General features: G+C 74.7%; 20 protein-coding genes and 1 pseudogene. 16 read left to right on the plus strand and 5 right to left on the minus strand.

From position 1 onward, the window contains the following. Positions 1–121 precede the first annotated feature (121 nt). The 8 genes from ssd (at position 122) to LPA42_RS09465 (ending at position 6979) form a co-directional block, all read left to right on the plus strand. The gene (gene ssd / locus LPA42_RS09430; protein ID WP_198956422.1) at positions 122–1177 is read left to right on the plus strand and encodes a septum site-determining protein Ssd; all 1056 of its coding nucleotides are present in this window, start codon (positions 122–124) and stop codon (positions 1175–1177) included. Further along, a complete protein-coding gene (locus tag LPA42_RS09435) occupies positions 1174–2424 on the plus strand; it encodes a TadA family conjugal transfer-associated ATPase (RefSeq protein WP_077935700.1) in 1251 nt (416 codons plus the stop codon). Before ssd ends, LPA42_RS09435 begins: the two co-directional genes overlap by 4 nt. Further along, a complete protein-coding gene (locus LPA42_RS09440; protein WP_228986489.1) occupies positions 2421–3569 on the plus strand; it encodes a type II secretion system F family protein in 1149 nt (382 codons plus the stop codon). Before LPA42_RS09435 ends, LPA42_RS09440 begins: the two co-directional genes overlap by 4 nt. Continuing rightward, on the plus strand, positions 3569–4306 hold the full coding sequence (locus tag LPA42_RS09445) for a type II secretion system F family protein (protein ID WP_077935701.1): 738 nt from the start codon (positions 3569–3571) through the stop codon (positions 4304–4306). The genes LPA42_RS09440 and LPA42_RS09445 overlap by 1 nt, the downstream gene beginning before the upstream one ends. A 50-nt stretch (positions 4307–4356) precedes the next feature. Continuing rightward, positions 4357–4524 (plus strand): DUF4244 domain-containing protein, encoded by a 168-nt coding sequence (locus tag LPA42_RS09450; protein ID WP_077935702.1) that lies wholly within the window; start codon positions 4357–4359, stop codon positions 4522–4524. 128 nt (positions 4525–4652) lie between these two features. After that, entirely contained in the window at positions 4653–4970 is a 318-nt protein-coding gene (locus LPA42_RS09455; protein WP_077935703.1) for a TadE family type IV pilus minor pilin, read from the plus strand. A gap of 92 nt (positions 4971–5062) precedes the next feature. Next, positions 5063–5422 carry an Rv3654c family TadE-like protein gene (locus LPA42_RS09460; protein WP_228986490.1) on the plus strand — a complete coding sequence of 120 codons (360 nt, stop codon included), beginning with the start codon at positions 5063–5065 and terminating at the stop codon, positions 5420–5422. A gap of 186 nt (positions 5423–5608) precedes the next feature. Next, complete coding sequence (locus LPA42_RS09465) at positions 5609–6979, plus strand: DUF4157 domain-containing protein (RefSeq protein WP_077935704.1); 1371 nt, start codon at positions 5609–5611, stop codon at positions 6977–6979. Positions 6980–7377: 398 nt separating this feature from the next. Here the strand turns inward: LPA42_RS09465 and LPA42_RS09470 are convergent, their stop codons facing one another. The 3 genes and pseudogenes from LPA42_RS09470 to LPA42_RS09480 form a co-directional block, all read right to left on the minus strand. After that, positions 7378–7956, minus strand: coding sequence for a hypothetical protein (locus LPA42_RS09470; protein WP_077935705.1), 579 nt, complete (start codon positions 7954–7956; stop codon positions 7378–7380). A 143-nt stretch (positions 7957–8099) separates the two neighbouring features. Continuing rightward, positions 8100–8306, minus strand: coding sequence for a hypothetical protein (locus tag LPA42_RS09475; RefSeq protein WP_043961488.1), 207 nt, complete (start codon positions 8304–8306; stop codon positions 8100–8102). A gap of 140 nt (positions 8307–8446) precedes the next feature. Further along, positions 8447–10821: pseudogene (locus LPA42_RS09480) on the minus strand (DEAD/DEAH box helicase); the annotation flags it as partial. Between the two features lie 184 nt (positions 10822–11005). Here LPA42_RS09480 and LPA42_RS09485 point away from each other — a divergent pair. The 7 genes from LPA42_RS09485 to LPA42_RS09515 all read left to right on the plus strand — a co-directional run bounded on the left by LPA42_RS09485 (position 11006) and on the right by LPA42_RS09515 (position 20099). Then, the gene (locus LPA42_RS09485; RefSeq protein ID WP_043961490.1) at positions 11006–11362 is read left to right on the plus strand and encodes an STAS domain-containing protein; all 357 of its coding nucleotides are present in this window, start codon (positions 11006–11008) and stop codon (positions 11360–11362) included. Then, the gene (locus LPA42_RS09490) at positions 11362–11796 is read left to right on the plus strand and encodes an ATP-binding protein (RefSeq protein ID WP_043961491.1); all 435 of its coding nucleotides are present in this window, start codon (positions 11362–11364) and stop codon (positions 11794–11796) included. The genes LPA42_RS09485 and LPA42_RS09490 overlap by 1 nt, the downstream gene beginning before the upstream one ends. A 376-nt stretch (positions 11797–12172) precedes the next feature. Continuing rightward, positions 12173–14557 carry a sodium-translocating pyrophosphatase gene (locus LPA42_RS09495; RefSeq protein ID WP_077935707.1) on the plus strand — a complete coding sequence of 795 codons (2385 nt, stop codon included), beginning with the start codon at positions 12173–12175 and terminating at the stop codon, positions 14555–14557. Positions 14558–14682: 125 nt separating this feature from the next. Continuing rightward, a complete protein-coding gene (locus LPA42_RS09500) occupies positions 14683–15225 on the plus strand; it encodes a hypothetical protein (protein ID WP_077935708.1) in 543 nt (180 codons plus the stop codon). Further along, on the plus strand, positions 15216–15839 hold the full coding sequence (locus LPA42_RS09505) for a hypothetical protein (protein WP_077935709.1): 624 nt from the start codon (positions 15216–15218) through the stop codon (positions 15837–15839). Before LPA42_RS09500 ends, LPA42_RS09505 begins: the two co-directional genes overlap by 10 nt. Positions 15840–16201: 362 nt before the next feature. Beyond that, positions 16202–19030 carry a type I DNA topoisomerase gene (gene topA / locus LPA42_RS09510; RefSeq protein WP_077935710.1) on the plus strand — a complete coding sequence of 943 codons (2829 nt, stop codon included), beginning with the start codon at positions 16202–16204 and terminating at the stop codon, positions 19028–19030. 103 nt (positions 19031–19133) lie between these two features. Next, positions 19134–20099 (plus strand): endonuclease domain-containing protein, encoded by a 966-nt coding sequence (locus LPA42_RS09515; protein WP_228986491.1) that lies wholly within the window; start codon positions 19134–19136, stop codon positions 20097–20099. An 86-nt stretch (positions 20100–20185) separates the two neighbouring features. Here LPA42_RS09515 and LPA42_RS09520 read toward each other — a convergent pair whose 3' ends face one another. Further along, positions 20186–21502, minus strand: a complete 1317-nt coding sequence (locus tag LPA42_RS09520) for a D-arabinono-1,4-lactone oxidase (protein WP_077935711.1) — start codon at positions 21500–21502, stop codon at positions 20186–20188. A 225-nt stretch (positions 21503–21727) separates the two neighbouring features. Here LPA42_RS09520 and LPA42_RS09525 point away from each other — a divergent pair, with 225 nt between their 5' ends. Then, a complete protein-coding gene (locus tag LPA42_RS09525; RefSeq protein ID WP_091279391.1) occupies positions 21728–22324 on the plus strand; it encodes a TetR/AcrR family transcriptional regulator in 597 nt (198 codons plus the stop codon). A gap of 16 nt (positions 22325–22340) precedes the next feature. On the opposite strand, the gene LPA42_RS09530 is transcribed toward LPA42_RS09525, so the two are convergent. Further along, entirely contained in the window at positions 22341–23549 is a 1209-nt protein-coding gene (locus LPA42_RS09530) for an amino acid deaminase/aldolase (protein ID WP_077935722.1), read from the minus strand. Positions 23550–23575: the final 26 nt, after the last annotated feature.

Here is a 23575-nt window from a genome sequence, read left to right on the forward strand (position 1 = left end):
GGCGGCCGGTCCGGGCCCCACCCGGCACGCTCTCCGGCAGCACCCCCGAGCCCAACTGCTGGAGGCCGCGATGCCACCACCCCGTACCCCGCTCCCACCGCGCCGCCGACTGCCCCTGGTGGTGACCTCGGACGACGGCCTGCTCGACGACCTGCTCCGGCTCGCCGCCGCAGGCGGCACCGAGGTCGAGGTGGCCGCGGACCCGGCCGCCGCCCGGTCCCGGTGGTCACCGGCGCCGCTGGTGCTGGTGGGCGACGACCAGGCCCAGCCCTGCCTGCGGGCGCGACTGCCGCGCCGGTCGCGCATGGTCCTGGTGGGCCGGACGGGGCAACTGGACCCCGGCTGGGAGATCGCCGAGCTGATCGGTGCCGAACACGTCGCCACGCTGCCGGCCGCCGAGCCGTGGCTGGTGGACCGGTTCGCCGAGTGCGCGCCGGACCGCGCCGGAGACGGCGTGGCCCGGGTCGTCGCGGTGCTCGGCGGCCGGGGCGGCGCCGGAGCCAGCATCCTCGCCGGCGGGTTGGCCGTCACCGCCGCCCGGGCCCGGCTGCGCACCCTCCTCGTCGACGCCGACCCGCTCGGCGGCGGACTCGACCTGGTGCTCGGCTGGGAACAACTGGACGGGCTGCGCTGGCCGGCGCTGACCGACGCCGACGGCCGGGTCGACCCGCCGGCACTGGTGCGGGCCCTGCCCAGCCGCGGCGACCTGGTGGTGCTCTCCTGGGACCGGGGAGACCCCCTGCCGCTGCCCGCCCCGGCCATGGCGGCCACCCTCGACGCGGCCCGACGCGGGCGCGACTTCGTCGTGGTCGACGTGCCCCGGCACCTCGACGACCCGGCCGTGCTCGCGTTGCAGGCCGCCGACCAGGCGTTCCTCGTCGTGCCGGCCGAGCTGCGGGCCACCGCTGCGGCGGCCCGGGTGGCGGCGGCCGCCGCCCCGCACTGCGCCCAACTGTCCGTCGTCGTGCGGGGCCCGGCGCCGGGCCGGCTCAAGGCCGTCGAAGTCGCCCGCGCGCTGGGCCTGCCGCTGGCCGGCACGCTCCGCCCCGAGCCGGGGCTGTGCCGGGGACTGGAGCGCGGGGAGGCCCCCGCCGCCGACGGGCGCGGCCCCCTCGCCGCGCTCTGCCAGCGGATCGTCGGCGAGCTGACCGGCGTCCCGATGCCGGGTGCGGCGTGAACGGCCACGCCGACGGTGAGGAGATCGCCAGCCGGGTGCGGCAGCGCTTCGCCGCCACGGCCGCCCCGGTCACGCCGGCGGCGGTGGTCTCCGCCGTCCGCGCCGAGCCGGCGGCGGCGGTCCTCGGCGACACCGCCGTGCTGCGCATCGCCGGCCGGGTGCACGACGACCTGGTCGGCGCGGGCCCGCTGGCACCCCTGCTCGCCGACCCGGAGGTGACCGACGTTCTCGTCAACGGCAACCGGGTGTGGGTCGACCGGGGCCAGGGCCTGCACCAGGTCGCGGTGCCGGTGGGCACCGTCGACGACGTACGCCGCCTGGCGCAGCGCCTCGCCGCCGGAGCCGGCCGTCGCCTCGACGACGGCTCCCCGTACGCCGACGCCCGGCTGCCGGACGGCACGAGGTTGCACGCCGTGCTGCCCCCGGTGGCCACCGACGGGCCCTACCTGTCCCTGCGCACCTTCCGGCAGCGCCCGTTCACCCTGGACGACCTCGTGCGGCAGGGCACCGTGCCCCGGCCGGTCGCCCCGGTGCTCGCCGCCGTGGTGGCCGCCCGGCTCGCGTACCTGGTGGTGGGCGGCACCGGCTCCGGCAAGACGACCCTGCTCAACACCCTGCTCGGGCTGGTCCCCGGCAACGAGCGGATCGTGCTGGTCGAGGACGCCGCCGAGCTGCGCCCCCTGCATCCGCACGTGGTCGGACTGCAGGCCCGCACCTCCAACGTGGAGGGTGCCGGCGCGGTCGGGCTCAGCGACCTGGTGCGGCAGGCGCTCCGGATGCGCCCCGACCGGCTCGTCGTCGGGGAATGCCGGGGCGGGGAGGTCGTCGACCTGCTCGCCGCGCTGAACACCGGCCACGACGGCGGCGCGGGGACGCTGCACGCCAACGCGCCCTCGGACGTACCGGCCCGGCTGGAGGCGCTCGGCATGCTGGGCGGGCTGCCCCGGGCCGCGCTGCACGCCCAGGTCGCCGCCGCGCTCCAGGTGCTGCTCCAGGTCCGCCGGGGCGCGCGGGGCCGCGTCCTGGAGTCGGTCTGCCTGCTGCTTCCGGACGGCCCGGACCGCCTCGTCACGGTCGTCCCCGCCTGGGTACGCGGCCACGGCCCCGGTCCCGCCGCGCAGGCCCTCGGCGTGTTGCTGCGGGAGCGGGACGTGCCCGTCCCGTCGGTCCTGGGTGAGGCGTGGCGGGGCGGCACCGAACGGGACGGCCGGGCCGGGGCCCCTGCCCGCCACGGGGAGCCCGGGTGAGCACGACCGAGTGGCTGGTGGCCGCCCTCCTCGTCGCCGCCGCTGCGGCCGTGGTGTGGCCGATGCGCAGCAGCCGGGCCAGGAGACGCGCGCTGCTCGGGCAACCGCCCCCGCACCCGGCGGGGGGAGCCGGCGCGCCGGACGCCGGTCGGCCGGTGCGGGACCCCGCGCCGTCCGGTGCCCGACCGGCCTGGGCCACCGTCGGCCCCTGCACCCCGGGCCCGCCCTCCAGCCGGTCCGGCCCGACGGGTCACCGTCCCTCGTCCGGCCCGGCGGGTCACCGTCCCTCGCCCGGTCCGACCGGTCACCGTCCCTCGGTCGGCCCCGCTGGCGCTTACGGTCCGGCGGAGCCCGGCGGACGGTCCGGCCCGCCCGGTCGGCGTGATCCGCGCAGGCCGGCAGGCGCCCTGCTCCGATCCGAGACGCCGCCCCACCCGGGCCCGTCCACGGTTCCGCCGCGCGACGGGGCGGGCGGCGGTGGGCGTGCCCGGCTGTCGGTGGCCGGTCTCCGGTCGCTGCACGTCCCGGCCTGGCTGTCGGCCTCGCCTCGGCGGACCCCGCTGGTCGGGGGCGTGGCGGGTGCGGCGTCCGGTGCCGTACTGGCCGGGCCGGTGGCCGCCGTGGTGGTCGGCGCGTACGGGGCGCTGGCCGTACGTGGTCTGCTCCGCAGGCGGCTGGTCCGGCAGGCGCAGCTCGCGCGGCGGCGCAGCCTGGACCAGCTCTGCGCCCTCGCCGCGGACCTGCGTGCCGGCGTTCCGGTGCTGACGGCCGCCGCCTCGCTGCCCGTCGACCCCGCAGCCGCCGACCGGCTCGGGCGGCTGGCCCGCGCGGCGGTTCAGCTCGCCGACCGGACCGGGGCACCCCTCGCCGACCTGCTGGAACGCATCGAGGCCGACGCGCGGGCCACCGATCGGGGACTCGCGGCCGCCGCAGCGCAGGCGGCCGGGAGCCGGGCCACCGCCTGGCTCCTCGCCGCGTTGCCCCTCGGCGGCATCGGGCTGGGGTACGGGGTCGGCGTCGACCCCGTCGCGGTCCTGCTGCACACCCCCGTCGGTGGTGGCTGCGCGGTGGCGGCCGTCGTTCTCCAGCTCGCGGGCCTGTTCTGGGCCGAACGGCTCGGCGCGGCACCGGACGGGAGCCGCTGATGTCCCGCCATGCGCTGGCCGCCGGCTGTCTCGCCGTGGCGGCCGTGCTCGCCCTGTCCGTCCGTACGCGGGCCGACCCCGCCCGGCGGCTGCGCGGCCTGAGCCGGCGGAACGAGCCTGCCGGGCGGTCGCGCCCGGCGTGGTGGCCCGACCCGGTACGCCTCGGGGCAGGGCTGGCCGGGGCGGCGGTCCTGATCGTGCTGGGCGGCTGGTCGGGACTGCTCGGCGGCGCCCTCGCCGCCGTCGTGGCGGACCGGGGACTGCGCCGGATCGAGCCGCGCGTCGCCCGGGAGCGGCGGCTGCGGGAGGCCGCCGACCTGCCCCTCGCCGCGGACCTTCTCGCGTCCGCGATGCGGGCCGGGGCACCCGTCGACCGTTCGGTGCTCGCGGTGGCCGAAGCGCTCGGCGGACCGTTTGGGGACCGCCTCGGCCGGGTCGGCCGGACCCTGCTCCTCGGCGGCGGCTCCGAGGAGGCGTGGGCGCATCTCGCTGCGGTACCGGGGGCCGAGCGGCTGGCCGCGGCGGCGCTGCGCTCGTCGAGCAGCGGTGCCGCCCTCGCCGGCGCGCTGACCCGCCTGGCCGACGACCTGCGCGCCGACCGCTCGACCGCCGCCGAGGCGTCCGCCCGCCGGGCCGGTGTCCTCATCGTGCTGCCGCTGGGGCTCTGCTTCCTGCCGGCCTTCATTCTCGCCGGCCTGGTGCCGGTGATCGTCGCCGTCCTCGGCGACGTGCTCTGAGCGCCGTCGGCCGACCGGCCGCGCGGCGACAAGTCGAGAAAGGAACACACATGCGAAAGCTGCTCGTCCGCCTGCGCGGCGACGCCGGCATGAACACCGCCGAGTACGCCGTCGGCACCCTCGCCGCCGTCGCGTTCGCCGGCATCCTGCTCAAGGTGCTGACCTCGGGCAACGTCCAGTCCGCGCTGACCGCCGTGATCGACCGGGCACTGAAGTGACGCCCCGCCGGCAGGCCGTGCGCGATCGGGGTACGCCGGAGCGGCAGCCAGCATCCGGTCGACGTGGTCGTCGGGCGCGGCGGCGTCGACTCCGGCGGCCCCGGGAGCGTGGGTCGTTCACGGCCGAAATGGCCGCCGGCCTGCCGGCGTTGCTGCTGCTCCTGCTCGCCGGTCTCACCGCCGTCAACGCGGTGGCGACGCAGGCCGGCTGCCTCGGGGCGGCCCGGGAGGCGGCGCTCGCCGCCTCCCGGGGCCAGCCCGGCGTCGCGGCGGGCGAGGCGGCGGCACCCGCCGGAGCCGACGTCTCGGTCTCGGTGGGCGGCGAAAGGGTCACCGCGTCGGTACGGGCACCCGTGCGCGCCCTCGGCGCTCGGCTGCCCCTCATCACCGTGACCGCTACGGCGGTGGCCGCCGTCGAGCCCGGCGCCCCGGGCCCGCAGTCGTGAGGACCCGCTCAGTCACCCTGGGCGCACCGGCCCGCGCAGCGAGCGCTCCGGGCAACGGGCGGTCCGGCGGGGCCGAGACGAGCGGGACGACCGTGGGTCGGCGGTGCGGCGGCGATCGGGGCGGGGCGACCGTGTGTCTGCTCGCCGTCGGGCTGGTGTTCGTGATCGTCGGCGTCTTCGGCGCGGCCGTCGAGGCTGCCCGGGTCGCGCGCCAGCGGGCCGCGGTGGCGGCGGACTTCGCCGCGCTCGCCGCAGCGGCGCAGGCGCTCACCGGCGGCGAGGTGGCCTGCGCGTCCGCCGATGCCGTCGCGCGGGCCAACGGGGCGCGGCTGACCGGCTGCCGGCTCGACGGGCTGGACGCCGTGGTGGCGACGGAGGTGACCGTCACGCCGGTGCCCGGCCTCACCCGGGTCGCCATGGCGACCGCCCGCGCCGGCCCGGTCAGGGCATGACGCATCGACAGCGCGGCGCGCGCCCTCAGGGGCAACGGGTGTGCCCCGGCGGCTCTCGCGGAGCGGTCTTCCGCGCGCTTAGGTGGGATGACGAAGATCGCCCGGCTCGTCCCGGCCGGCTCGTCGCCCGAGCCAGGCCCCACCCGTCCGAACCGGTCCCGCGGAGCCCGTCGAACGGAGACGATCATGCACGCACGGCAGGACCCGGATCGGCAGCGCCGGCTGGGCTCAGCGTCCCTGACGGGACCCGTCCGGGACGCGGAACCGGCGGCAGCCCACCCGGCCTACGCCGACCTGGGGCCGGACGCCCTCACGCCGGCCGCGCTGCCGGCGCTCCAGCGCGCCATCGGCAACGCCGAGGTCGGCCGCCTGCTGGCCGGAGGGCAGCCGGTCCAACGGTCGACGGTGCCGGAGGTGCTGCGTTCCGCGGGGACACCGCTCGACGAGACGACCAGGGCCGACATGGAGGCCAGGCTCGGCGCCGACTTCTCCGACGTCCGGCTGCACACCGGCACGGCGGCGGAGCAGTCGGCCGGCGAGATCGGGGCACGGGCCTACACCTCGGGCAACCACGTGGTGATCGGCCAGGGCGGTGCCGACCGGCACACCCTCGCCCACGAGCTGACCCACGTCGTCCAGCAGCGCCTGGGCGCGGTGGACGGCACGGATCACGGCGACGGGCTGCGGATCAGCGACCCGTCCGACCGGTTCGAGCGGGAGGCCGAGGAGACCGCGGCCAGGGCGCTGTCAGCGGCACCTCCGTCCCCCGCCGCCGAATCGGAGCAGCACGACGCGGACACCGGCGGGCACGAGGTCGGAGCGCCGGCGGTCCAGCGGATGATCGCTGCGGGGGACCCGGCGGACCCCACCCTGCTGGAGTCGAACGATGTCCCCACCTATCCGGCGTTCGCGGGCCTTCCCCAGACGATGATCGCCCAGTTGCAGACGCTGGCCGACGACGACGAGTGGTACCACGTCGAGGAGGCGCTGGCGGTGGTGCGGAACACGTTGACCGGTGGGATCAACGTGGTCAGCCGGGGAGAGGCCAACTTCCTGCGTGACCTCGCGAGCCAGCGCGGCCAGGTGTCGGCCTACGACCCGGACATGACGCCGACGGCGCAATCCACGCTTGCGAGCGTCGGCGTGCCCGCCAACGCGGTGATGCTTCACCAGGCGTCCATCACCGCGTTCGGCAACCACGTGCCGCACACCGACATCTTCGTGCCGCACCCAGGGCCGTGGACGAAGCTGGCGCCGCCGAACGACCTCGCTTCCTGCCTCGACGAGGTGATGGGGGCCGCAAGCCATGCCTATGTGCTGACCGACAACGAGCCCGGCCAGGGGTTTGCGCAGGGCGTCATCGACGGCATCAACAGGGTCAACAGCGGCAACGCCAGCCTGCCCGGCTACGTGCCCCTGACCTTCACCGTCAGGGAGTTCAACGTGCCGGAGGGCACCGAGGTCGAGCTCGGAAACCCGGACTTCGACCGGACCCGAGTGCCGCTCCAGACCCGGCACAGCCCCAACTACCGGCTGATCCACATCTCCCGCGCCTGAGCGCCGGCCTGCCGGTGCTCGTCTTGCCGGAGTCGGCCCACCGATCTGCATGAGCGCCCGCTGACCTCCTCCTGGCACCTGTGCCAAAGTCGCTCACCCGGCCTCGGCGTAGGTGTGAGCGGGCGGGCAGGCAACAAGATCGTGCTCGATCAGGGAAGGAGTGGCCTCCCACCCCGCCGGCGGAGCGTCGCGTTCCCGCCTGCTGCCGTGGCCCTGGACCCGGCCCGGCCGACGTCCTGCGCCTGGCCGAGCAGATGGGAGTGGTGGTGTGGGCCGTCCCGGCCCGGCCCCGGCCGCTCAGCGGAGCCGGGACCGAAGGCCGGCGGCGGGGCCGAAAGCCAGCGGCGGGGCCGAAGGCCGTCGGACCGGGATGACGTCGGGCCAGCAGCGTCCCCGGGTCAGCGGCCCTGGAGAGCGTCCAGGCCGATCGCCATGGCGATCACGAGCCGCCGGTCGATCTGCGGGTTGTGCACCTCGACGACGTACCGGTCGCGCAGGCCCCACTTCTTGATGACCGAGAACACCGGCTGGCCGCCGGCGGTGAAGTCGAAGTGGTACGGCAGCCAGGACAGCGAGTCGACGAACCGGCGCAGCAGCGCCACCGGCATGCTGCGTTCCTGGCCGGTGATCTGCGGCAGGCCGGCCTGCTCGACGTGCCACGTGGACCGCAGCAGCGACTGGGCGAAGTCCTTGCGGAACAGCCCGATCGGGGTGCCGGCGTGGTCGGTCACGTCGTACGTGGCGCCGAGGTCCAGCCGCTGCCGGGCCTTGAAGCCGAGCAGCGGCTGCTGCTTGCTGTCGTCGGTGTAGATGGTGACCTGTTCCTTGAACGCCAGCCGCTTCTGCTGGGCGAACGCCAGCAGTCCGCCTTCCGAGCCGTCGGGGGCGACGGAGTGGACCTCGTACTGGTTGACCATCATCCGGATTCGCTGCCGGACGTGGAACTGCTGCTGGTGCTGCAAGGTGTCGAGCTGCATGAGATTTCCTCCAAAGGGTCGCCGGAGTCTCGCACAGCCCGCCGACAACCGCCCGGCGGCCGACAACCGCCCGCGAACCGACACTCGCACAGCCCGCCGGCACCCGCCCCGCCGGCTGACGGCCGCCGGCCCGCTGGCAGCCGTCAGCGCCCGCCGTCGACGGTGGCCTTGAGCGCCCACGCGTTGAGCACCTGGTGGATGCCGCGCAGCCGCTCGTTGATCTGTTCCAGCCGCTCCGCCTGGGCGAGCGTGGCCATGGCGGCACCGAGGGCGATCTGCTGGTCGGGGGTGAGGTGTTCCTGGTCGATGGTGTAGAGCAGGTCGACGGTCTCGGCGATGGTGTCGGCCACGACTCCTCCTCCGGCGGCTGGAAACGGCGATCTCAGGGTAGTGGGGCGGGTGCCTGACATGGAAGCGCTCCCATGCATCAATGCCCACTAGGCCTTTCGGTCATGCACGCCTTCCGATACCGGCCCGTCCGGCACGCCGGCTATTCGGAGCGTCGGTCACCCTGCCGGGGCAGCGCGGCCCCCGGCGCGGGCAGGTTGGCCAGCACCACGTCGAGCACCCGGAGGGCGCCCGGCTTGGACAGCGGGTTGTTGCCGTTGCCGCACTTCGGGGACTGGACGCAGGACGGGCACCCCGCCTCGCAGCCGCACTCGGCGATCGCGTCGCGGGTGGCCCGCAGCCACTGTGCGGCCGTGCCGTACGCCCGCTCGGCGAAACCCGCCCCGCCGGGGTGCCCGTCGTAGACGAAGACGGTGGGGGCCTCGGTGTCCGGGTGCAGCGCCGTCGACAGCCCGCCGATGTCCCACCGGTCGCAGGTGGCCATCAGCGGCAGCAGCCCGATGGCGGCGTGCTCGGCGGCGTGCAGCGCCCCGGGCACGTCCGCCGGCTCGACCCCGGCCGCCGCCAGCGACTCCGGGGAGAGGGTGAACCAGACGGCGACGGTGCGCAGCTCGCGGGCCGGCAGGTCCAGCGGGCGGGTGTCGATGACCTCGCCGGAGGAGATCCGGCGTCGCTGGTACGACACGACCTGGCTGGTCACGTCCACCTCGCCGAGGAAGAGCCCGACGGGCCCGGCGTCGACGTACGAGCGGATTGACGCCACGGTGAGGGAGGTGACGTCCCTGGCGTGGGTGGACCAGTCGGGCTCCTCCGGGTGCACCAGCGCGCACCCGTCGTCGAGGTCCAGCGAGTCGACCACGTAGGACACGCCCTGGTGCAGGTGGACCGCGCCGGCGTGGACGAGGAAGTGGGCCGATCCGCCGTCGACGGTGCCGAGCAGCCGCCCGGTGGCCGCCTCGACCACGCAGACCGGGGCGCCGCCCTCGCCGCGCAGGTCCACGTCGGGGCGTTCGCGGTGCCGCCAGTACCAGCCGGTCGGCCGCTGCCGCAGCGCGCCCGCCGCGACGAGCGAGTCGACGGCCTCCTTCGCGCCGTCGCCGAAGAGGTCCAGGTCGGCGGGGGTGAGCGGGGCCTCGGCCGCCGCGCAGGCGAGCTGCGGGGCGAGCACGTACGGGTTGGCCGGGTCGAGCACGGTGGCCTCGACGGGGCGGCCGAACAGGGCCTCCGGGTGGTGCACGAGGTAGGTGTCCAGCGGGTCGTCCCGGGCGACGAGCACGGCGAGCGCCTCGTCGCCGGAGCGCCCCGCCCGCCCGGCCTGCTGCCACAGCGACGCCCGGGTGCCCGGCCAGCCGCAGATCAGCACGGCGTCGAGGCCGACCAGGTCGACGCCGAGTTCCAGGGCGTTGGTCGAGGCGAGGCCGAGCAGGTCGCCGTGCAGCAGGGCGCGTTCCAGCTCGCGCCGCTCCTCGCGCAGGTAGCCGGCCCGGTAGGCGGCCACCCGGTCGCCGAGCCCGGGGACGGCCTCGTCGAGGGCGCGGCGCGCGGTGGCGGCCACCACCTCGGCGCCCTTGCGGGACCGGACGAAGGCGAGGGTGCGCACGCCGGAGGCGACCGCGTCGGCGAGCAGGTCGGCGGTCTCCCGCAGCGCCGACCGGCGCACCGGCGCGAGGTCGCCGGCCCCGCCCGCCTGGCCGCCGGCCCCGGGAGCCTGGTCGCCGGGCAGCAGCGGCGGCTCCCACAGGGCGAAGGTCACCCCGCCGCGCGGCGAGGCGTCGTCGGTGACGGCCGCGACGGGCAGGCCGGTGAGCCGCCCGGCCGCCGTCGCCGGGTCACCCGACGTGGCCGAGGCCAGCAGGAACACGGGGGTACGCCCGAAGCGCGCGCACTGGCGGCGCAGCCGGCGCAACACGTGCGCGACGTGGGAGCCGAACACGCCCCGGTAGGTGTGGCACTCGTCGACGATCACGTACGCAAGCCGGCGCAGGAACCCCGACCAGTGGGCGTGCCCGGGGAGGACGCCGTGGTGCAGCATGTCGGGGTTGGTCAGCACGAACCGGGAGTGCCGGCGGATCCACTCCCGCTCGGCGCGCGGGGTGTCCCCGTCGTAGGTGGCGGGGCGTACCCCGTCGAGTTCCAGGCCGGCGACGGCGCGCAGCTGGTCGGCGGCGAGCGCCTTGGTCGGCGCGAGGTAGAGCACGGTGGCCCGGGGGTCGGCGAGCAGGGTGGCCAGCGCGGGAAGCTGGTAGGCCAGGGACTTGCCGGACGCCGTGCCGGTGGCGACGACGACGTGCGTGCCCGCGTACGCCAGGTCGGCGGCCTCGGCCTGGTGCCGCCACGGCGCGACGACGCCGCGGCGGGCGAACGCCGCGCGCAGTTCCTCGGGGGTCCACTGCGGCCACGGTGCCTGTTCGCCGGGCCGGGCCGGCACCCGCTCGACGTGGGTGACCGGGTCGGTGTCGCCGCCGGTGCGCGCGCGCAGCCGACGCAGCAGCTCGGCCGGGGCCGCACCGGGTGGGCGGTCGGGGCCGTGGCCTGCGGCTACGGTGGCTGCGGGGGGCATGTCTGCACTCTCGCACAAGTGTTCGGAGTTGACCGGCGGGGGTGTGGGTATGGGGGAGCCCTTCGCCGGTGACCTCGCGGACGGCCCCGGCGGGGATGGTTAGATGCCCAGGAGAGTTTACGACTCTTGCGAGGAGGACCGATGGAGCTGTCGCTGGCGACCCGTGCCGTGGGGGAGCACACGGTGCTCGAGGTCGGCGGTGAGGTCGACGTCTACACGGCCCCTCGGCTGCGGGAACGGCTGCTGGAGCTGATCGACGGCGGGGACCGGCACGTCGTGGTGGACCTGGGCCGGGTCGACTTCCTGGACTCCACGGGGCTGGGCGTGCTGGTGGGCGCGCTGAAGCGGCTGCGCGCGGCCGGCGGCAGCTTCGCGCTGGTCTGTGGCAAGGAACCCCTGCTCAAGATCTTCCGGATCACCGCCCTGGATCAGGTCTTCCCGCTGTACCCGACCGTCGACGCGGCGATCGGGGCCGATCCGACCGGCTCCGGCGCCTGATGGCGACGGTCCGGCTCTCCTTCTCGCCGGCCCCGGTGCACGTGCGCACCGCCCGGCTGGTCGGTGTCGCGGTGGCTCGCCGCGCCGGCGTCCGCGAGGACCTGCTCGACGAGGTGCGGCTGGCCATCGGTGAGGCGTGCACCCGGGCGGTGGCGCTGCACCGGCAGTACAACGTGCCGGATCCGGTGCTCGTGGAGATGTCCGACAGCGGTGCGTACGCGGTGCGGGTGGTGGACCGGGCGCCGATCGAGGCGAGCATCGGCCTGGCCGCGCTGGACGCCGACCAGCTCGCCAACGAGTCGCTCAACGAGGACGACCTGACCACCGGCGTGGGCTTCGCGCTGCTGGCCGGTTTCGTCGAGGATCTTCAGGTGCGCCCCGTCGAGGAGGGCGTCGGCACGGAGGTCCGCATGGTGTGGCCGGTGGGTCGCTGACTCCCGGATCAACCCCCGCTGATCGCATGGTCAGTCGTCCCGACTGACTCGGCGCTCAACCCATTGATTGGCTGCTCAGGGCCGCACTCCCGACCGGGAGGGCGGCCCGTTCGTCGTGGTCGGGGCTTATATCAGAATTCTTCTCGTAACACAGCGACGAAGATCATCCGAACACGGTGCCCCTCAATGTGACCTCTGGCACTACAGAGGGCTACAGTACGCGGGTTGTCAGCAAGTGATCCTTCCCGCAGCCAGCGGGTATGGGTGTTCATCGCTGGTCCGCTGGAGTGGGTTGGCGCGCTTGCGAGTCCGCATCCAGGCGTCGGTCCGTGCGTCTCCACCGGCCGGCGCGAGTGTTCGGTACAGGAGGACACAGATGTCCGGGACCATGGCCGCCGACGGCGGCGCACTGTCCCTTACCGGAGCCAACCTGACGTACGTCGTCATCGCCGCGGTCATCGCGCTGGTGGCACTCGTCTTCGCCGCCGCCTTGACCAAGGCCGTGCTGGCAGCCGGTAAGGGCACCACCAACATGCAGGAGATCTCCGGAGCGGTGCAGGAGGGGGCCTCGGCCTACCTGCTCCGGCAGTTCAGGACCCTCGCGATCTTCGTGGTGATCGCCGTGGTGCTGCTCTTCCTGCTGCCGGTGCACGACACCGACGGCAGCGAGATGGCGGTGAAGATCGGCCGGTCCGCCTTCTTCGTGGTGGGCGCCCTGTTCAGCGCGTTCATCGGCGGCGCCGGCATGTGGCTGGCCACCCGCGCGAACCTGCGGGTCGCCGCCGCGGCCCGGGAGGCGACCGGCGGCCGGGAGGGCGCCATGAAGATCGCCTTCCGCACCGGCGGCGTGGTCGGCTTCCTCACCGTCGGTCTCGGCCTGTTCGGCGCGGCGCTGGTCGTCCTGCTGTTCAAGGGCGACGCGCCGACCGTGCTGGAGGGCTTCGGCTTCGGCGCGGCCCTGCTCGCCATGTTCATGCGGGTCGGCGGCGGCATCTTCACCAAGGCCGCCGACGTCGGCGCCGACCTGGTCGGCAAGGTCGAGCAGGGCATCCCCGAGGACGACCCGCGCAACGCCGCCACCATCGCCGACAACGTGGGCGACAACGTCGGCGACTGCGCCGGCATGGCCGCCGACCTCTTCGAGTCGTACGCCGTCACCCTCGTTGCCGCGCTGATCCTCGGCCGCGCCGCGTTCGGCAACGACGGTCTCGTCCTCCCGCTGATCATCTCCACGATCGGCGTGCTGGTGGCGATCGTCGGCGTCTTCATCACCCGGCTGCGCGCCTCCGACCGCAACGGTCTCACCGCGATCAACCGGGCGTTCTACCTCTCCGCCCTGTTCTCCGCGGTGCTGGTGGCGATCGCCTCCTTCGTCTACCTCAAGCCGACCTGGGCCGACCTGCTCGGGCCGGAGTGGCGGGCCAGCCTCGGCGTCGACGGCGGCGACCCGCCGCTGGGCCCGCGCGGCGTGACCATCGCCGCCGTGATCATCGGCATCGTGCTGGCCGCCGCGATCCAGGCGCTCACCGGCTACTTCACCGAGACCAACCGCCGCCCGGTGCAGGACATCGGCAAGAGCTCGCAGACCGGCCCGGCGACCGTCATCCTCGCCGGCATCAGCGTCGGCCTGGAGTCGGCCGTCTACTCGGCGCTGCTGATCGGCGCGGGCGTCTTCGGCGCGTTCCTGCTGGGCGGCGGCTCCATCACGCTGTCGCTGTTCGCGGTGGCGCTGGCCGGCACCGGCCTGCTCACCACCGTCGGCGTGATCGTCGCGATGGACACCTTCGGCCCGATCTCCGACAACGCGCAGGGCGTGGCCGAGATGTCCGGCGACATCGACGAGAACGGCGCCCGGATCCTCACCGAGCTGGACGCGGTCGGCAACACCACCAAGGCGATCACCAAGGGCATCGCGATCGCCACCGCCGTCCTCGCGGCGACGGCGCTGTTCGGCTCGTACACCGACACGCTGCGCACGGCGTACTCGGACGCGGGCGTCGGCGACGTCGGCGCGGAGATCCTCAACTCGCTGAACGTGGCGAACCCGCGCAACCTCGTCGGCCTGATCATCGGCGCGGCCGTGGTGTTCCTCTTCTCCGGGCTGGCCATCAACGCGGTGTCCCGCTCGGCGGGCGCGGTGGTGATGGAGGTGCGCCGGCAGTTCCGCGAGCTGCCCGGGATCATGGACCGCACCCAGCGCCCCGAGTACGGCAAGGTCGTCGACATCTGCACCCGGGACGCGCAGCGCGAGCTGATGACCCCCGGCCTGCTCGCCATCCTCGCCCCGATCGCCGTCGGCTTCGGCCTCGGGCCGGGCGCGCTGGCGGCGTACCTGGCCGGGGCGATCGGCGCCGGCACCCTGATGGCGGTCTTCCTGTCCAACTCCGGCGGCGCGTGGGACAACGCCAAGAAGCTCGTCGAGGACGGCGCGTTCGGCGGCAAGGGCTCCGACTCGCACGCCGCCACGGTCATCGGCGACACCGTCGGCGACCCGTTCAAGGACACCGCCGGCCCGGCGATCAACCCGCTGATCAAGGTGATGAACCTGGTCTCGCTGCTGATCGCGCCGGCCGTCGTGGCGTGGAGCGTCGGCGACGACCGCAACGTCGGCCTCCGCGTCGGCATCGCGGTGGTGGCCACGCTGATCGTCGTGGCGGCGGTGGTGTTCAGCAAGCGCAAGGGCATCGCGATGGGCGACTCCGACGACAGCGGCACCGGCGCCGGCAGCGCCGACCAGCGGCCGGAGACGGTCAACGCCTGAGCGGTGACACAGCGGGTTCCCGGCCGGTCCACCACCGCCGGCCGGGAACCCGCACACCCCGTGGCGGGCCCGGGGCGGCAAACCGACCCGTGGCACAACGGCGCTGAGGCCGTACGCTGCAACGCATGCGCACGTGCCGGGCGGCGACCGCCGGAAAGCTGACGGCGGTCCTCGCCACGCTGGTCCTGGCGCTGGCCGCGTGCGGCGGCGGCCCCAGCCCCCGGGCGTGGGCGGCGTCGGTCTGCGAGGCGCTCACCCCGTGGCGGGCCGAGATCAACAAGCTGACCAGCAGCACCCAGCAGCAGATGACCGCGCAGACCACCCCGGCGCAGGCGAAGGAGAACCTGGTGCGGCTCTTTGCCGGCGCGGAGGACGCCAGCGAGACCGCCCGCCGCAAGATCGACCAGGCCGGCGTCCCCGAGACCGAGAACGGCGAGGAGGTCTCGGCCCGCTTCCAGGCGTCCCTGGGCAAGGTGCGCGACGCGTACGGCCGGGCCCGGGACACCATCGACGGGCTCGGCACCGGCGAGGCCACCGCCTTCTACGACGGGGTGCGCACGGCCGTGGAGACCCTCAACAAGGAGTACGACGCCAGCGCGCTGGACACCAGCCGGCTCGACTCCGAAGAACTCAGGCAGGCCTTCGACGAGGTCCCGGAGTGCCGCTGACGTCCCCCGACCGACCACCCGACCCGGTGCGGCAGCTCTCCCTGTTCGGCGCCGAGGCGGCGGACCCGTCCGTCGCCGACCTGGCCGGGCTGCTCGCCGGTCCCGGTGAGGTGTCCCGGATGGGCGGCACCGCCCGGCTGTCGATCGTGCTGGACGCCGCCTGGCGGGTGCACGTGCTCGTCGCCGAGCTGTCCCGGCGCGGCGTCGCCGCGACCTGGGAGGCGACCGCCGACGGGCGGCACCTCGTGCGCACCTCGTACGCGAGCACCCTCGCGCCGCTCGCGCTGGCCTGGCTGCGCGGCCCGCCGACAGCGGGTGAGGTGAAACGGCCGCCCGCCGGGTTCCACCTCAACGGCCGCCGGCTGCGGCTCTGGGTCGCCGCCGCCGGGGCGGCCGACCCGCCCGGGTTCCTGCTCCGCCTCGGCGCGGCGGACGAGCACTGCCGGGAACCGGTCGGCGCGGCCCTGGCCGCCGTCGGCCTGCCGGCGGTGCTGCTCGACGCGCAGGCGGGCGGGCCGGCGTACCGGATCACGGGCCGCCGCCGGCTGGCCCGCCTCGCCGACCTCATCGGCGACCGCCCGCCCGCCGCCGCCGACTGGCCCGCCGCGCCCTGAGCCGGGTGCCGCGGCACGTCCTATGCCGGGCGGGGCGTCGCCGGTCGGCCTCCTCCGGGTGTCCGATCAAGGACACTCCGGCCGTCCGACGGCGGCGGCGGAGCGGCTGGTCGGACCTCCACCGAGAGGCGGCGTCGTCACAGTGGCCCGCCCGAGGGCCTACCCACGGTGTACGGTGGCGCCGTCCGGCAAGACCGTCGCCGGTGCCCGGGGAAGCGGCGTGGGCGGTTTGCCGCCCGCGAAACCCGGAACGCGGACGGCGCGTTACGTTGGACATCCGGACCGCCGGCGGTTCCGGCGGACCGCGGGTGGTCCGCGCCCCGGATCGGCCGGCCACGAGCAGGAGTGAGGTCGTAGGAGACGTGCCGAGCAACGCCAGGACCACCCGTCTGGTCATCGTCGAGTCACCGGCGAAGGCCAAGACGATCTCGGGCTATCTCGGCCCGGGGTACGTCGTGGAGGCCAGCTTCGGTCACGTCCGCGACCTGCCGCGCAACGCCGCCGACGTGCCCGCCAAGTACAAGGGCGAGCCGTGGGCCCGGCTCGGGGTGGACGTCGACAACGGCTTCCACGCCCTCTACGTGGTCTCGCCCGACCGCCGCCAGCAGATCAGCAAGCTGGTCAAGCTGGCCAAGGAGGTCGACGAGATCTTCCTGGCCACCGACGAGGACCGCGAGGGCGAGGCGATCGCCTGGCACCTGGTGGAGACGCTGAAGCCCAAGGTGCCGGTCAAGCGGATGGTCTTCCACGAGATCACCAAGCCGGCGATCCAGGCGGCGGTGGCCAACCCCCGCGAGATCGACCGGGACCTGGTCGACGCCCAGGAGGCCCGGCGCATCCTCGACCGGCTCTACGGCTACGAGGTCTCCCCGGTGCTGTGGAAGAAGGTCATGCCGAAGCTCTCGGCGGGCCGGGTGCAGTCCGTGGCGACCCGGATCGTGGTCGAGCGGGAGCGGCAGCGGATGGCCTTCCGCACCGCCGAATACTGGGACATCCTGGCCACCCTCGCCGTGGCGAAGCCGGGCGAGGGGCCGCGCACCTTCAACGCCACCCTCGTCGCGCTGAACGGCGACCGGATCGCCACCGGCAAGGACTTCGAGCCGACCACCGGCCGGGTGCGGCCGGGCGCGGGCGTCGTGCACCTCGACGAGGGCGGGGCGCGCGGCCTGGCGGCCCGCCTGCAGGGGCGGCCGTTCACGGTCACCCGGGTCGAGGAGAAGCCCTACCGCCGCCGCCCGTACGCGCCGTTCATCACCTCCACCCTCCAGCAGGAGGCGGCCCGCAAGCTGCGGTTCTCGTCGCAGCAGACGATGCGCACCGCGCAGCGGCTCTACGAGAACGGCTACATCACCTACATGCGTACCGACTCGGTGAACCTGTCGGAGACCGCCATCGCGGCGGCCCGCCGGCAGATCGTCGAGCTGTACGGCGAGCGCAGCGTGCCGCCGGAGCCGCGCCGCTACACCGGCAAGGTGAAGAACGCGCAGGAGGCGCACGAGGCGATCCGCCCGGCGGGCGACAACTTCCGCACCCCGGGCGAGGTGGCCCGGGAGCTGTCCGGCGAGGAGTTCAAGCTCTACGAGCTGATCTGGCGGCGCACCATCGCCTCCCAGATGACCGACGCGGTCGGCTCCAGCGTCTCGGTGCGGATCCGGGCCGTCTCCTCCGCCAGCGAGGAGGCCGACTTCGGCGCGACCGGCAAGACGATCACCGACCCGGGCTTCCTGCGCGCGTACGTCGAGTCGTCCGACGACGAGAACGCCGAGGCCGAGGACGCCGAGCGCCGGCTGCCCAACCTGGTCAAGGACCAGCCGCTGACCGCCGACGCGCTGGCCGCCCAGGGCCACCACACCCAGCCGCCGTCGCGCTACACGGAGGCGTCGCTGGTCAAGGCCCTCGAGGAGCTGGGCATCGGCCGCCCCTCCACCTACGCGTCGATCATGCAGACGATCCAGGACCGGGGGTACGTCAGCAAGCGCGGCCAGGCGCTCATCCCGTCGTTCCTGGCGTTCGCGGTGATCGGCCTGCTGGAGCGGCACTACCCCCGCCTGGTCGACTACAACTTCACCGCCAGCATGGAGAACGAGCTGGACGAGATCGCCGGTGGCGACCACGCCGCCGTCGACTTCCTCACCGCGTTCTACTTCGGCAGCGCCAACGGGGCCGGCGACCAGACCATCGCCCACGCCGGCGGGCTGAAGAAGCTGGTGACGGAGAACCTCAGCGAGATCGACGCGCGCAGCGTCAACTCGATCCCCCTGCACACCGACGACGAGGGCCGCGAGGTCGTCGTCCGGGTGGGGCGCTACGGGCCGTACCTCCAGCGGGGCGTGCCCGGCGAGGAGCCGGCGGTCCACGGGGAGGGCGAGGAGGGCGGTGCCCAGGGCGACCGGGCGCCGATCCCCGAGGGGCTGGCCCCCGACGAGCTGACCCCGGAGAAGGTGCACGAGCTGTTCCTCGGCGGGGGCGGCGAGCGCAAGCTCGGCGACGACCCGTCGACCGGCGAGCCGATCCTGCTCAAGTCCGGCCGGTTCGGCCCGTACGTGGCCAGCGGCGAGCGCAAGTCGTCGCTGCTGCGCACGCAGTCGCCGGACTCGCTCACCCTCGACGAGGCGCTGAAGCTGCTCAGCCTGCCCCGGCTGGTCGGGGTGGCCCCCGACGGCGTGGAGGTCTTCGCCAACAACGGCCGCTACGGCCCGTACGTCAAGCAGGGCGACGAGTTCCGCTCGCTGGACTCGGAAGACAAGATGTTCACCGTCACGCTGGACGAGGCGCTGGCCCTGCTGGCCGCCCCGAAGACCCGCCAGCGTCGGGCCGCCGCGCCGCCGCTGCGGGAGATGGGCAACGACCCGCTCACCGAGAAGCCGCTGGTGATCAAGGACGGCCGGTTCGGCCCGTACGTGACGGACGGCGAGTTCAACGCGTCCCTGCGGCGGGGGCAGACCCCGGAGGCGCTGACCGTCGAGGAAGCCTCCGAGATGCTCGCCGAGAAGCGCGCGAAGGGCCCGGCCCCGAAGAAGAAGGCGGCGGCGAAGAAGGCCCCGGCCGCGAAGAAGACGACGGCGAAGAAGACGACGGCCGCGAAGAAGACCACCGCCGCCACGAAGACGACGGCGGCTGCGAAGTCCACGACGGCTGCGAAGTCCACGGCGACCAAGAAGGCGACACCCCCCAAGAAGGCCACCACCTGAGATCTTGGAAGATTCAGGCCCCCGGAGGGGCCACATTCTTCCAAGATCTCGCCGTTGTCCACAGGGGCTGCGGGGGTGGCGGGCCGTGCGGCAGGGTTCTGTCGTGGGCTTTCGTGGCGGGCAGGGCTGGGCGGGGTGGCGGCGGGCGCTGCCGGGCGACGACGCCGACGAGTTGACCTGGCTGCTCTTCCATCAGGAAGAGGTGATCAGCCTCGGCCAGGCGCTGCGGCACCTGTCCCGCAAGGCGATCCGGCACCGGGTCGACAGCCGGCGGTGGCGGCAGGTGCACCGGGCGGTGTTCGTGACCCACAACGGTCCGGTGAGTGCCGATCAGCTCCGGTGGATCGGCGTGCTCGCCGCCGGCCCGACGGCGGTGCTCGGTGGGCTGACCGCCGCGCAGGCGGGCGGCCTGCGTGGTTTTCCCGGTCGCCCCGTCCACCTGCTGCTGCCAGCCGCCTGCCGGCGAGGACCGCTGCCGCCGGGCGTCCTGGCGCATCGGACGACCTGCCTACCGGACGAGGACGTGCTCGCCGTCGGGCAGCCCCGCCGCACGATGCCGGCCCGGTCGATCGTCGACGCCGCGCAGTGGGCCAGCAGCGACGACGAGGCCAGGGCGGTGATCGCCGCCGGCTTCCAGCAGCGCCTGGTCGGTGGCGACGACCTGCGACGGGTGCTTGACCGGCTGCCCCGGGCCCGCCGGCGGAGGCTGCTCCTGGGCACCGCCGCAGATGCGGCCGGCGGCGCGCACTCCCTCGCCGAGCTGGGCTTCCTGGGCCTCGTCCGGGGTGCGGGGCTGCCCGAGCCGACCCGGCAGAAGGTCCGGTACGACGCCACGGGTCGGCGTCGCTACCTCGACGCCTACTTCGACGAGTGGGGGGTGCACGTCGAGATCGACGGCGGTCAGCACCTCGACCCCCGTGCGGCGTGGGCCGACATGCGCCGGCAAAACGCGCTCTGGATCGACGGCGACCGAGTGCTCCGCTTTCCGTCCTGGGCCGTCCGCGACCGCCCCGAGGAAGTGGTGGACCAGCTACGCGCCGCCCTGCGTGCCGCCGGCTGGCCCGGCTGACGCCGTCGAGGAGATCTTGGACGATTCCGGCCCCTCCAGGGGCCATTTCCTTCCAAGATTCGCGAGGCCCGTTCGCGCGGGGCGCGTCAGGGGCCCAGGAGGGTGGTCAGGTGGGGGTTTGCGAAGACTTTCTGCGGGTCCAGGCGGTGGCGGAGGGACTGGAAGTCGGCGAACTTCGGGTACGCCGGGGCGAGCGACTCCGCGTCGCGCCAGTGCAGCTTGCCCCAGTGGGGGCGACCGCCCAGCCCGGCGGCGACCTCCTCGACGGCCCGGAAGTAGGGCTCGTACGGCGCGCCGACGTACTGGTGCACGGCGATGTACGCGGAGTCGCGCCCGTACCCGTGGGAGAGCCAGATGTCGTCGGCGGCGGTGAAGCGCACCTCGACCGGGAACTGCACCTTGAACGGGAGCCTGTCGACGATGCGGCGCACCTCGGCCAGGGCCTCGGGGAGGGCGGCGCGCGGCAGGCCGTACTCCATCTCCATGAAGCGGACCCGGCGCGGGGTGCAGAAGACCGCGTCGGAGCGGCCGGTGTAGGTGCGTTCGCTGAGCGCCCGGGCGGAGGCCGCGTTGATCGCGGGCACCAGGCCCGGCGCGGCGCGGCCGAGCCGGCAGAGGCCGGCGAAGACGGTGTTGGAGAGGAAGTCGTCGTCGAGCCAGGCCCGCCAGCGGGGCAGCGGCCGGTCGTCGGCGGGCACCCGGTCGTTGGTCTTGAGCTGCACCCGGTCGGTGTAGGGGAACCAGAAGAACTCGGCGTGGTCGTGCGCGGCGACCAGCGACGGCAGGTCGGCGAGGACGTCGTCGAGGGCGGCGGGGCGCTCGTGGGCGCGCAGCACGAAGGCGTCCACGACGCGCAGGGTCACCTCGGTCAGCACGCCGAGGGCGCCGAGGGAGACGCGGGCGGCGGCGAAGACGTCCGGGTGCTCGTCGGCGGAGCAGCGCAGCACATCCCCGGTGCCGGTGACCAGGGTGAGCGCCTCGACGAAGGTCGACAGGCAGCCGTACGCGGCGCCGGTGCCGTGGGTGCCGGTGGAGATCGCCCCGGCGACGGTCTGCGCGTCGATGTCGCCGAGGTTGGGCAGCGCCAGCCCGTGCCCGGCGAGCAGGGCGTTGAGTCGGTGCAACGGCATCCCTGCCGGTACGGTGACCAGGCGTCGGTCGCGGTCGACCCGGATTTCGGTGTCGAGGTCGGTCAGCTCCATCCGGTGGCCGTCGGCGCACGCCACGGCCGTGAAGGAGTGGCCGCTGCCGACGGGCCGGATCCGCTCGCCGGCGTCGGCGGCGGCCTGGACGGCGGCGGTGAGGTCGGCGATCGTACGGGGGCGGAGGATGGTGGTGGCGGTGCTGCGCTGGTTGCCGGCCCAGTTGCTCCAGTGGGGGCTCGGCGGGGTCGTGCTGCCCATGCGCGCTCCTCGACGTGAACGTGAGATGTCTTCATATCAGGAACGTTGTGCCTGGTAAATACCGCAATCCAGGTCCGCTCGTTGTACCGGTAGTCACGTACTCGTGACGTGCAGATATGTTCATCCGTCGAAGGGGGGTGGCGCCGAGTGTCCACACCAGCCGCCACGACCGGGCCGTTGCGCCGGGTGCCGGTCCAGGGTCGAAGCGTCGCGCGGGTCCAGCGGATGCTGGACGCCTGCGCCGAACTCGTCGACGAGGTGGGGTACGAGGGACTGACCACGACCCTGCTCGCCGAGCGCGCCGAGGTGGCGATCGGGTCGGTCTACCAGTTCTTCCCGGACAAGCGGGCGATCGTGCAGGCGCTGACCCTGCGCACGATGGAATCCTACCTCCAGCGGCTCGACGAGCGGTTCGCCTCGGACGACCTCACGCACTGGTGGGACGGCGTCGACGCGGGGATCGACGAATACATCACGATGCACCGCACCGTCCCCGGGTTCCGTACCCTGCACTTCGGCGACGTGGTCGACCTGCACCTGCTGGACGAGCAGCGGGACAACAACGGCGTGATCGCCGACCAGCTCGCCCGGGTGCTCACCGAGCGGTTCGGGATGGTCGACGAGCCGCGCCTGCGGTTCTGCCTGGAGATCGCCGTCGAGGCCGCCGACGCCCTGATCAAGCTGGCGTTCCGGCGCAACGCCGAGGGCGACGAGCGGGTGCTCGCCGAGGCGAAGGCGCTCATCCGCGAATACCTGCACCGGCACGTGGAGGCGTCGGCCGCCGCCGCCGGCACCACCCCGGCCCCCGCCCCCGCCTCCTGAACCGGCGGCGGCGAGGCTAGAGGAAGGCGTGGCCCTCCCCCCGGTAGGTGGGGACGGTCCCGACCACCCGGTCGCCGTCGACCAGGTGCAGCTCGTTGACGCGCTCGCACAGCTCGCCGGCCTTGGCGTGCCGGAACCACACCCGGTCGCCGACGCGCAGGCCGGCCGCCGCCGGGCCGGTCAGCGGGGTCTGCACCTCGCCGGCGCCCTCGGCGCCGAGGAGCTTGAGCCCGGTCGGCAGCCAGGGGGTGGGCAGCCGGCTGGCGGCGGGCGGGCCGGAGGCGATCCAGCCGCCGCCGAGCACGGTCGCCAGCTCCGGCGTCGGCCGGCGGACCACCGCGCAGGCGAAGAACGCCGCCGGGGTGGGCCGCCAGGCCCGGTACGCGTCGAACAGCGTCGGCCCGTACAGGCCCGATCCCGCGGTGACCTCGGTGACCGCGGGATCGGCGCTGGTCGCCGCCACGCTGCCGGTGCCGCCGCCGTTGACGAACTCCAGGTCGGCGTGCTCGCGTACCGCCGACACCGCCGCGCCCCGGCGGGCCAGCAACTCGCGGTACGACCCGCGCTGGGCGGCCCGGATCGCGGCGGCGAGGGCCGCCCGCCCCGGCGGGGCGTCGCCCAGCCCGGCGATCTGCGCCTCGTACGACATGAGCCCGACCAGCCGGAAGCCCGGCCGGGCGGCGATCGCGGCGGCGAGCGCGCCGGCCGCCCGGGCGCTGTGCACCGGTGAGCGGCGCACCCCGACGTGCACCCGCCTGCCCAGGGGCCGCCAGGACGCGTCGAGGTCGATGCAGACGCGCAGCGCGGGCCGGCGGCCCGGCGGGCACACCGCGTCCACGAGGTCGAGCTGGTCGGTCCCGTCGACCATCAGCGTGACCGCCCCGGCCAGCCCCTCGTCGGCGGCCAGCTCGGCGAGCGCCCCCCGGTCGGCCGTCGGGTACGCCACCAGCGCGTCGTCGGTCACGCCGGCGCGGACGAGCCAGCTCGCCTCGGGCAGGGTGAACGCCATCACCCCCCGCCAGCCGGGGCGGCCCAGCACGCGGCGGAGCAGCTCGCGGGACCGGACGGACTTGCTGGCGACCCGGATCGGCTTGCCGCCGGCCCGGGTGGGCAGCGCCGCCGCGTTGGCGTCGAACGCCGCCAGGTCGACCACCGCGTACGGCGGGTCGAGGTGGGCGGTCGCCCGTTCCAGGCGTACGCGCAGTTTGTCGCCTTCGCTGGTCACGTGTGCACGCTAACTGTCGATCGGTC

Origin of the sequence: Micromonospora sp. DH13 (assembly GCF_020873825.1) — a bacterium.
In the GTDB taxonomy this organism is placed as follows: domain Bacteria; phylum Actinomycetota; class Actinomycetes; order Mycobacteriales; family Micromonosporaceae; genus Micromonospora; species Micromonospora haikouensis.